Annotated in this window: 8 protein-coding genes; 5 read left to right on the forward strand and 3 right to left on the reverse strand. The window is 61.7% G+C overall.

Annotation, left to right across the window (positions count from 1 at the left end):
- Window positions 1-14 precede the first annotated feature (14 nt).
- The 3 genes from VNH11_26200 to VNH11_26210 are packed head-to-tail and all read left to right on the forward strand — an operon-like array spanning window position 15 to window position 3199.
- Window positions 15-2321 carry a nitric-oxide reductase large subunit gene (locus tag VNH11_26200; GenBank protein ID HVA49886.1) on the forward strand — a complete coding sequence of 769 codons (2307 nt, stop codon included), beginning with the start codon at window positions 15-17 and terminating at the stop codon, window positions 2319-2321.
- 26 nt (window positions 2322-2347) lie between these two features.
- Window positions 2348-2926, forward strand: a complete 579-nt coding sequence (locus VNH11_26205; GenBank protein HVA49887.1) for a hypothetical protein — start codon at window positions 2348-2350, stop codon at window positions 2924-2926.
- 45 nt (window positions 2927-2971) lie between these two features.
- Window positions 2972-3199, forward strand: a complete 228-nt coding sequence (locus tag VNH11_26210) for a hypothetical protein (protein ID HVA49888.1) — start codon at window positions 2972-2974, stop codon at window positions 3197-3199.
- 446 nt (window positions 3200-3645) lie between these two features.
- On the opposite strand, the gene aceE is transcribed toward VNH11_26210, so the two are convergent.
- From aceE to VNH11_26225, 3 genes are all read right to left on the reverse strand, one after another.
- Window positions 3646-6336: a pyruvate dehydrogenase (acetyl-transferring), homodimeric type gene (gene aceE / locus VNH11_26215; GenBank protein HVA49889.1), complete on the reverse strand. Its 2691-nt coding sequence runs from the start codon at window positions 6334-6336 to the stop codon at window positions 3646-3648.
- 16 nt (window positions 6337-6352) lie between these two features.
- Window positions 6353-6610: a DUF2945 domain-containing protein gene (locus VNH11_26220; GenBank protein HVA49890.1), complete on the reverse strand. Its 258-nt coding sequence runs from the start codon at window positions 6608-6610 to the stop codon at window positions 6353-6355.
- 76 nt (window positions 6611-6686) lie between these two features.
- Complete coding sequence (locus VNH11_26225; protein ID HVA49891.1) at window positions 6687-7637, reverse strand: AlkA N-terminal domain-containing protein; 951 nt, start codon at window positions 7635-7637, stop codon at window positions 6687-6689.
- Window positions 7638-7836: 199 nt separating this feature from the next.
- Here VNH11_26225 and VNH11_26230 point away from each other — a divergent pair, with 199 nt between their 5' ends.
- Window positions 7837-8316 (forward strand): hypothetical protein, encoded by a 480-nt coding sequence (locus tag VNH11_26230; GenBank protein ID HVA49892.1) that lies wholly within the window; start codon window positions 7837-7839, stop codon window positions 8314-8316.
- A gap of 313 nt (window positions 8317-8629) precedes the next feature.
- Window positions 8630-9307 (forward strand): universal stress protein (locus VNH11_26235; GenBank protein HVA49893.1); only part of this gene is annotated, 678 nt, incomplete at its 3' end.

Consider the following 9307-nt stretch of genomic DNA (forward strand, 5'->3'; position numbering starts at 1 on the left):
TGAGATGTAGTGCAATGACAAATGGTTCCCGTCGGCCAATGGTGATCTCGCCGCTGTGGCTGCAGGGGGTCATTCTCACTTTCGTGGCCGGTTTCGCCGTGCTGGGCTATCTGGCCTTGCGCGTCTATCAGGATCACGCCCCGGTTCCAGAGCGGGTGACTTCGCCAACAGGGCAAATCATCATCACCGGCGAAGATATTCTTCAGGGCCAGCAGGCTTTCCTGACCTACGGGCTGATGGAGTACGGCTCGATTTACGGCCACGGCGCCTATCTTGGACCTGACTTCACCGCCGACTATTTGCATCGTCAGGCCCTCGAAATGCAAAGCTTTTACGGCGGCGGGGCCGAATCGCAGCAAAGGGTGCAACGAGAACTCCAGGAAAACCGTTACGATCCCAAAACCGAAACGCTCGCCTGGACCGAAGGCCAAGCGCATGCTTTCGACTTCCTCCTCGAACATTACACGGAAGAAATACTGAACCGCCGCCGTAGCGGGGCGGGCATGGGGCCGGGCGCCATCCCGCACCCTGACGAGATACGCCGCATCGTCGCCTTTATCGCCTGGACCGCCTGGACCGCGTCCGCCCGGCGGCCCGACCAACCCTATTCCTACACCAACAACTGGCCGCCCGAACCGCTGGTCGGCAATCAGTTGACACAAGAAGCGGTGGTTTGGAGTACGCTGTCGATCATCGCTTTGTTGGGCGGAATCGGCCTGATGCTGACGATCTTCGGACGCAACTCGCACTTGTTGGGTTGGCACGCGCAGGAGGCGCAGCGCTTGCGTTTTTTGCCGCCCGGACAAGTGTCGCTGACGCCAGCGCAACGGTCTACCGCTTGGTATTTGCTGACGGTCGCCGCCCTCTTCTTCGTGCAGACCCTTCTCGGCGGTGCGACTGCCCATTACCACGCGGAGACGGGCAGCTTCTTCGGTGTGGACCTGCCGCGTTGGCTGCCCTATAACCTGACGCGGACCTGGCATTTGCAACTGGCCATTTTTTTCGTGTCAACCGCCTATCTTGCAGCGGGTATTTTTCTGGCACCGCTGATTGCCGGCCGCGAGCCGCGCGGACAGCGGTTCTTGTCCTTCCTGCTGTTGGCGGCACTGGTTGTCGTGGTGGTCGGAAGCATGGTCGGCGAAGCGGCCAGCTACAAGGGTTGGCTGCCGCATGACATCAAGCCGCTCGTCGGCGCGCAAGGCTGGGAATATCTCGACCTCGGCAGGTTGTGGCAAGTCATGTTGGTGGCCGGCTTGGTTCTCTGGTGCGTCATTCTCTATCGCGGCCTGCGCGGCAAGTTAGTCGGCGAGAGTCGCGGCAACTTGCCCTATCTGTTCTTCTACAGCGCGTTGACCATTCCGTTGTTTTATGCCGTTGGGCTTGTCAATCGGCCGCACACCAACTTTGCCATCGCCGATTTCTGGCGGTTCTGGGTGGTTCACCTCTGGGTGGAAGATTTTCTGGAACTGTTTACCACCATCATGGTCGCCTATGTCTTCGTCCTGCTGGGCGTGGTCTCGGAGCGAACAGCCACACGGGTCATTTACTTCGACGCCTTGCTGTACTCCGTGGGCGGCGTCGTCGGCACCATGCACCACCTTTACTTCAGCGGCACGCCCGCCGCACATATGGCGCTGGGGGCCTTCTTCTCCGCGGCGGAGGTGATTCCGCTGACCTTCCTGACCGTCGAAGCCTGGACCTTTCTGCAAATGGGAGCGCGGCAAGAGATCCTCGGAGGCGAGGCCGAGTTTCCACACCGCTGGGCCGTGCTATATCTGGCGGCGGTTGGCTTCTGGAACTTTCTGGGAGCGGGCGTATTCGGCTTCCTCATTAATCTTCCCATCGTCAGCTATTACGAGATCGGCACGCAGTTGACGGCCAATCACGGTCATGCCTCCATGATGGGGGTCTACGGCATGTTAGCGATTGCGCTGCTCGTCTTTTGCCTTCGCTACCTACTGCGACCGGACGAGTGGAGCGACCGGTGGATCGGCTTCTCATTCTGGGCGCTCAATCTGGGCCTGGCCTGGATGGTGTTCGCCAACCTCTTCCCCATTGGCGTGCTGCAGCTTGGCGACGCGGTGGCGAACGGTTACTGGCATGCGCGTTCCATCGAGTTCTTTAACGATCATGCGATGATTGAGTGGTTGCGGCTGCCCGGCGACGTGCTTTTCATCGCTGGGGTCGTTCCGCTGGTGTGTCTGACGGGTCGCGCCGCGCTGCACTCCTGCTCGCGGCCGAGCGGTCCGTCGGCGATTTCGCACACGGCGGTCGTTAGCCCGCTATTCACAGAGGTTTCGCCTGGCCCGGCCGTTTCGTGACGGCCGATTCGCAAGAGAGGTGTGGCGTGAACGCGATTCCCATGCTTCTGAGTCTGCCGGTTGAATTGGAAGTTTGGCTGGTGCTCGGTTACGTGGCGGTGGTGCTCGCCGGCGCGCGGCTGTCTGAGGCCCTGGCGCGGATGCACTTCGAGCGTGCCCGGCGGCATGCCGAGGCTGGCTTTGAATATGACGCCGGCGCCGATCATTATCGCTGTCCGCAGGGAGAGCGTCTCACGTTGCACTTGGTCGAGCGCGAGAGCCGCCAGGCCCTGTACCGCGCTCCGGCGTCGCGTTGCAACGGCTGCCTTTTGAAAGCATCCTGCACGCCGCACGACGAGGGGCGGCATCTCTATCGTCCGCTTGCAGCCTGGGCGGAGACCGACGTCGGCCGCTTCCACCGGCGAGTATCCATGCTGATGATCGGCGTGGCAGTCATGTTCTCCCTGTTTGCGTTGGCGCGATGGCTCGGGCAGCCAGGTACCGGCCTGCTGTTGGCCGCACTGACGCTCAGCTTGGCCTCGGTGGCGAGCGATCTGCGCACGGCCTGGGCCTGCACCGACGATGCCATTGGTTCGCGCGGTGTCGAGAGCTCGCCGATAGAATGATCTGCTGAGATCGAGGCCAATTGGATCTCTGTGAACACTCGGGCTATGAGCTTAAGCCACAAGCCGAAAAGCGATTTCGAGAAGGCCGCTGCCAAAGAAACCGCCGACGGCAACGAAGAATATGAGCTTGTTGAAGACGGCTATTACCGCCGCGCCGGCGCTATTCCGCTGACCTCGGGATGTGTGAATTGCCATGCCGGCTTTTTCAAAGCGCCACCGAAGTCGCCGCGTTTCGCCGGCCTGATCATCAGCATGCCCGTCATCGAGGAGTGAACGTTTGCATCCTTTGTCACCAGCTTTAGAGATCGTGCTGCTTTCTGGTAAAATGCACAAGCCCTGGCCGCCGAACAAGCTTGCACAGTCCCGCCCCGGAGTTTTGTTCCGCGGACCGTGGCTCTCCGTCCCGGACGACGGAGTTTAGCCGCGGGTGCCAACCCACGGTTCACGGGTCGCTCAATGGTCGTAAGCCGCGTAGCGGCGGCGGAGAATAGGGCCGACTACTCCGCCGCCGCTACGCGGCTTTCGCTCACACTGCGACATCTTCCCGTGGGTTGGCACCCACGGCTAAACTCCGTGGCCGCTCCGCGGCCGGGATCTGAGCACGGCCAGCGCGCTCGCGCACCAAGCCACTGCCGTTCCCGCAAAACCCGCGAAAGACGCGGTGCAAACAAGTCTACCTTTCGAGACGTTGGCGTTCAACCTCTTTCGACGATCGACAATCAGGCCAGCAGCGGGTCGATCTTGTCGGGGTCGATGTCAAGCTCTCTGATCACTGAAGGCAACCGTTGTTTCTCGAACTGCCCGCGCGCGGCAAGCTGCGTCAATGCGGCCAGTGTAACGCACTCGGCATCGACCTCGAAATGCCGGCGGAGCCGCTCGCGTGTGTCGCTACGGCCGAGGCCGTCGGTGCCCAACGCGAAAAGGCCGCGCGGCACCCAGGGCCCAATCTGCTCGGCCACCGCGCGGACAAAATCGGTGGCGGCGAGGTACGGTCCTTCGTGGCCGGCCAAGGTTTGCTCGAGGTAGGAAGTGCGCGGCGGTTCGTCGGGATGGAACAGGTTCCAATGCGCCGCTGCTTGCGCTTCGCGCCGCAGTTGGGTGTAACTGGTGACGCTCCACACGTGGCTCGACACCTGATAGCGATCGGCCAGAAGCTGTTGCGCGCGCAGCACCTCGCGGAGAATCGCCCCCGATCCGAACAATTGGACCTTGGGGCGATCGTGTCCGGCCTCGAGCAAGGTCAGCGGGTAGATGCCCCGCACGATGCCTTCCTGCGCGCCGTCGGGCATGGCCGGCATTTGATAGTTCTCGTTGTGCAATGTGATGTAGTAGATCGCCGTTTCGTTTTCCTCGAACATCCGACGCATGCCGTCCATCACGATCACCGAAGTCTCGTAGGCATAGGCCGGATCGTACGGACGGATGGTCGGGTAGGCCATGGCCAGCAGGTGGCTGTGCCCGTCTTCGTGCTGCAGGCCTTCTCCCATCAGCGTGGTGCGGCCCGCAGTGGCGCCGACGAGAAACCCTTTGGCCCGCATATCGGCCGCCGCCCAAATCAAGTCGCCGACCCGCTGGAAGCCAAACATCGAGTAGAAGATGAAGAAAGGCATCATGTTGACGCCGTGCGTCGCGTAAGCGGTGCCCGCGGCGATGAAACTGCTCATCGCCCCGGCCTCGGTCAGTCCCTCTTCAAGGATCTGACCGTCGATGGCTTCGCGGTAGTAGAGGAACTGCTCGGAATCGACCGGCTCGTACAACTGCCCGACGTGCGAGTAAATGCCGAACTGGCGGAAGAGGCCGTCCATTCCAAACGTGCGAGATTCGTCGGGGATGATCGGCACGATATAGCGGCCGACTTCCTTGTGCTTCAAGAGATGCCCTAAATGCCGCGTGAAAGCCATGGTCGTCGAGACTTCGCGGTCGCCGCTGCTGGCGAGCGAGTCGGGGAATTCTTCGATCCGCGGCGTCTTGGTTGACACCGGCCTGGTGCTCCGCGTCGGCACATATCCGCCCAGTTCTTGTCGTCGCTGGCGGAGGTACTGCATTTCGGGGCTGTCATCCGGCGGCCGGTAGAAGGGCGCCTTCGAGACCGCTTCGTCGGAGATGGGGATGCCGAACCGGCTACGGAACTCGCGATACTCCTGCTCGTTGAGCTGCTTCTGCTGGTGGGTGACGTTGCGGCCTTCGCCCGCTTCGCCCAACCCATATCCCTTGATCGTGTGGGCCAGAATCACCGTGGGCTGGCCGATGGTCTCGACGGCTGCCTTGTAAGCTGCGTAGACTTTGGCCGGGTCGTGCCCGCCGCGCAGCAGGCCGTGAAGCTCGTCGTCAGACAGGTGAGCGGCCAGCTCGAGCAGTTCGGGGTGCCTGCCGAAAAAGTGCTCTCGCATGTAGCTGCCCGGCGCCACGCTGTACTTCTGGAATTCGCCGTCGACGACTTCGCCCATGCGGCGCATGAGCAGGCCCGATTGGTCGCGGGCCAGCAAGGCGTCCCAGTCGCCGCCCCAGATCACTTTGATGACGTTCCAGCCCGCTCCGCGGAAAATGCCTTCCAATTCTTGAATGATCTTCCCGTTGCCGCGCACCGGGCCGTCGAGCCGCTGCAAGTTGCAATTCACGACAAAGATCAAATCGTCGAGCTGCTCGCGGGCCGCCAGTGTGATTTCACCGAGCGTTTCGGGTTCGTCGCACTCGCCGTCGCCCACGAAGGCCCACACTTTACGGCCGCTCGTGTCGAGAATGCCGCGGTCCGTCAGGTATCGGTTAAAGCGGGCCTGATAGATGGCCATGATCGGCCCCAAACCCATTGAAACGGTCGAAAACTCCCAAAAGTCGGGCATCAGCCAGGGATGCGGATAACTCGACAGGCCGCCCTCCGGCGCGAGCTCTTGACGAAAGTTCGTCATCTGCCGCTCCGTCAGCCGCCCCTCGAGGAACGCTCTGGCATAGACGCCGGGCGAGGCATGGCCCTGGAAATAAACGAGATCGCCGGAGTAACCGTCGCCCTTTCCGCGGAAGAAGTGGTTCAACCCGACCTCGAACAACGTGGCGGTCGAGGCGTAGGTCGAGATGTGTCCGCCGATGCCGTGATGTTCGTGATTGGCCCGCGAGACCATGGCCATCGCATTCCAGCGGAGGATGCTCTCGATGCGGTGTTCGATCCAGCGGTTGCCCGGATAGGGCGGCTGCCGGTCAGGCGGAATCGTGTTGATGTAAGGCGTGTTGAGGGGGCCGTGCGTCGCCAGCCCCTTGCGGGCGAGCACCTGGTTGAGCATGGAAACGAGCCAACGCGCGCGCTCGGGACCTTCCGCGTCGAGAATATATCGCAACGATGCCAACCATTCGGCCGTTTCAGCCGGGTCGGCATCGCCGCTATCCGGAAGTATCGCGGTTTGTTCGAGCTGAGCCATGGTGACTGCCACCTGTCTACCTTGACCGGCCTTTTTTGCGCGGCGGAGACCGCTTGGCCGGAGAGCGAAGTTTCTTCAGTGCCGAGCCTTTATGCATGGCGACGTGATCGGTCTTGTCGCTCTTGATCAGGTACTGCGGCTCGTCTTTCGACGCATGCCTGATATAGCCCTTGAACTCGGTCTCGGAAGTAATCTTCTTGAGGATCGTCCCTCGCACGCGGCCTGCTTCCGAATTCCACGCGACGTGGTCGCCGACTTTGAAGTTGTGTGCCATTGGTATCCGTCTCCTTCTTGTCGCGGGCTGTAGGGTGGGCCGGCGCTCGCAAGCTCGCTTGTCCCACCCTACGCACTCACGTGCTCGCTGACGCCGCAACGTCGGACGGCTCCGACAGGTGCCCGGCTTCGTCCAGCCCCTCCAGCAGCATGTGGAAATAAGCTAATCCCGCGTAGGGCCGCCAGCGTCGCAATCGGCGCGCCACGGCGGGGTAATCGAGTTTCTGTCGTAGCCTGAGCATGCGCTGGAGTCGGTTGCGGGCACCGACGTCGTCGCCTGGAAAAACATGCGTTCGTCCGAGGCCCCGCAGCAGCGCGTATTCAGCGCTCCAGCGGCCGATGCCACGATGCGCTTGCAGTCGCTCGATCGCCGCATCGTCCTCTTCGTCAGCCAATGCTTCCAAGTCGGATTCGCCCGATGCGATCGATCGCGCCAATTCAATCATCGCCCGGCCTTTCTGGCGGCTGAAACCGAGCCGGCGGAAGTCGTCCGGGCGCCGGTCAACGAGATCCTCCGGACGCGGGAAGGCAAAAGTCGAACCACCGTCGATCGAAAGCGCGTAATGGGCGGCGACCTTGTTGAGAAGTTGGATGCCCAAGCTCAGCGTTACCTGTTGACAGGCGATGGCGTTCACCAGCGCCTCGAACAACGTGAGAAACCGCGGCGGCTTCATGCCGCGAAACCTTGTCGCCAATCGATCGAGCCGGGGGTCGGATTTGGCAAAACGGTAAAACTCGGACAGGTCGGTCCGCAGGCCGAGCAATCGTTCGAGCGCGGCGGTCACGGCGGATTTCGTCGAGTCGTTTGCAGCGGCGCCGCTCACCTGCACCTCGATCCTGGGCCGTTGCGGAGGCCGAACCTGCCGCACCGCCACAACCACCGCTTTATCCGCCAGCGTCAACACCCGCCGATACGTTTCGCCGTCCCACCGGTCGACGGCGTTTTCTTTTCTCCGCCGCAACGCCCAGACGGTGAAATCGAGCCGAAACGGCGGCACGGGCGTGAGGTCGAAGCGGTACGATTTCACTTACAATGCCGCCTTACAACATGCTGGGCGCACCTGAAATCAAGGCGCCGTGGGCGGGACATCGGCCGGCTCACTGCCGCCGGTTCCGGTGGCTCCGCTGCCAATGCCGCCTGTTGCGGTATTCGTGTGTGGCTGCTCTTCAATATATCCACCGTTACGGGGCGAATCGGAACAACCGCTTCCGCAGAGAGCAATAACGATGCAGGCCGTTGCAAAGCGCTTCATGAGATCTCCTCTTGGCATGTCAGCGTTTTCAAAAGGATGGCTGGTGCGAACGTCCCTCGTTGCAACTGCGATGCCGTGCGCTAGTTCGTCTCGCGGATTCGGCGAGCCAGCGGCTGACCAGGTTCAGCCCGCGCGTCGTGCGGCACCGAAATCCAGACCGGGCCACCGCAAGCACCCAGAAGTCACGGCGATGATCGGCGGCAATCTCGTGCTCCTAACGGCGAGGGGGGGTGTGTCAGATCCGCCCAGCGCGCATTTGTCGCGCCGCACAACCGAGCGCACCGCGCATCTTGGCCACGCCTCTTTACGCTTCGGACCCGGCTTTTCCACGCTCGAAAAGATGAAAATCGGGCCGAAAAGCAAATTAGATGGCCGGTGGGTCTATATTTTGCAAGACGGCGTATGCGAGCGGCAGAAAAAGACAGGCAATCATGAACTCGTGGAACAACGGTAATCCGGAAGATCTCGAACGACGGGAAGGCTTATCAGCACAGCCAGATCTCGAGATCATTGCCCGCCGGGCCTACCAAATCTGGCAAAGTCATGATTGTCCCGAAGGGACAGCCACTGACGATTGGCGGCAGGCCGAGGCCGAGATATGGCGGGCCGCTTCGTCCTGCAGCGGCAGGCGTGACCAGCCCCACCGTCCGCGGCCAGCGCTGTGGGATGCGATGATCGACGAGGCGTCAGAAGAATCGTTTCCGGCGAGCGATCCACCAGCCTCGACGTGTTGCACCATTACCTGACATCCACGCCGAAGGATTGCCATGCCGACTCAAAAGAAGATTTTGTTCGCGACGGATTATTCGGAATCGACCGGTCACGTCTTGACCTATGCGGCGTCGCTGGCGCGCGACATGGGCGCCAAGCTCGTGGTAGCTCATGTCTCCCAGCTCGAGCAATACCCCGTTGGAGAGCTATTCGATGAAGAACCGCAAACTTCCGACGAGGAATTGGCAAAGTTGCGGGCCGTTGTACCGCCCGATCCTCGCATTGCATGCGAGCACCGTTTGCTCCACGGTGAGCCGGCTGAAGAGATCGTCAAATTGGCAGATCAAGAGCGCGTCGATGCCATCATCGTCGGCACGCATTACCGCTCGCGCCTTGCCAGCTTGCTGGGCGGAAGCGTCGCGGAAACGCTGCTTCGTACGGCTCACTGCCCGGTCATTGCCTACCGCCCGCCTCGACTTTCACCAGCGATCGACAACCGCGATGCAGTCGGCGATGCGACGGCGAGCAATGGCGGCCGGCCAGTTCCCCCCGATGGCGGACAGGGGGCCCAGGCGGTGACGGACGTCGATCTGCAAAGGACGGTGAAAGAATGGGCGACGCGATCTCAGCTTTACCATGTCTTCAACAAGCACGGCATCGACGTTTTATGGGACGGCCACAGACGGCTGGCCGACGTGTGCCGAGAGAAGGGGCTCAATCCACGGCATATCGCC

The organism is Pirellulales bacterium, from assembly GCA_035533075.1.
GTDB lineage: Bacteria > Planctomycetota > Planctomycetia > Pirellulales > JAICIG01 > DASSFG01.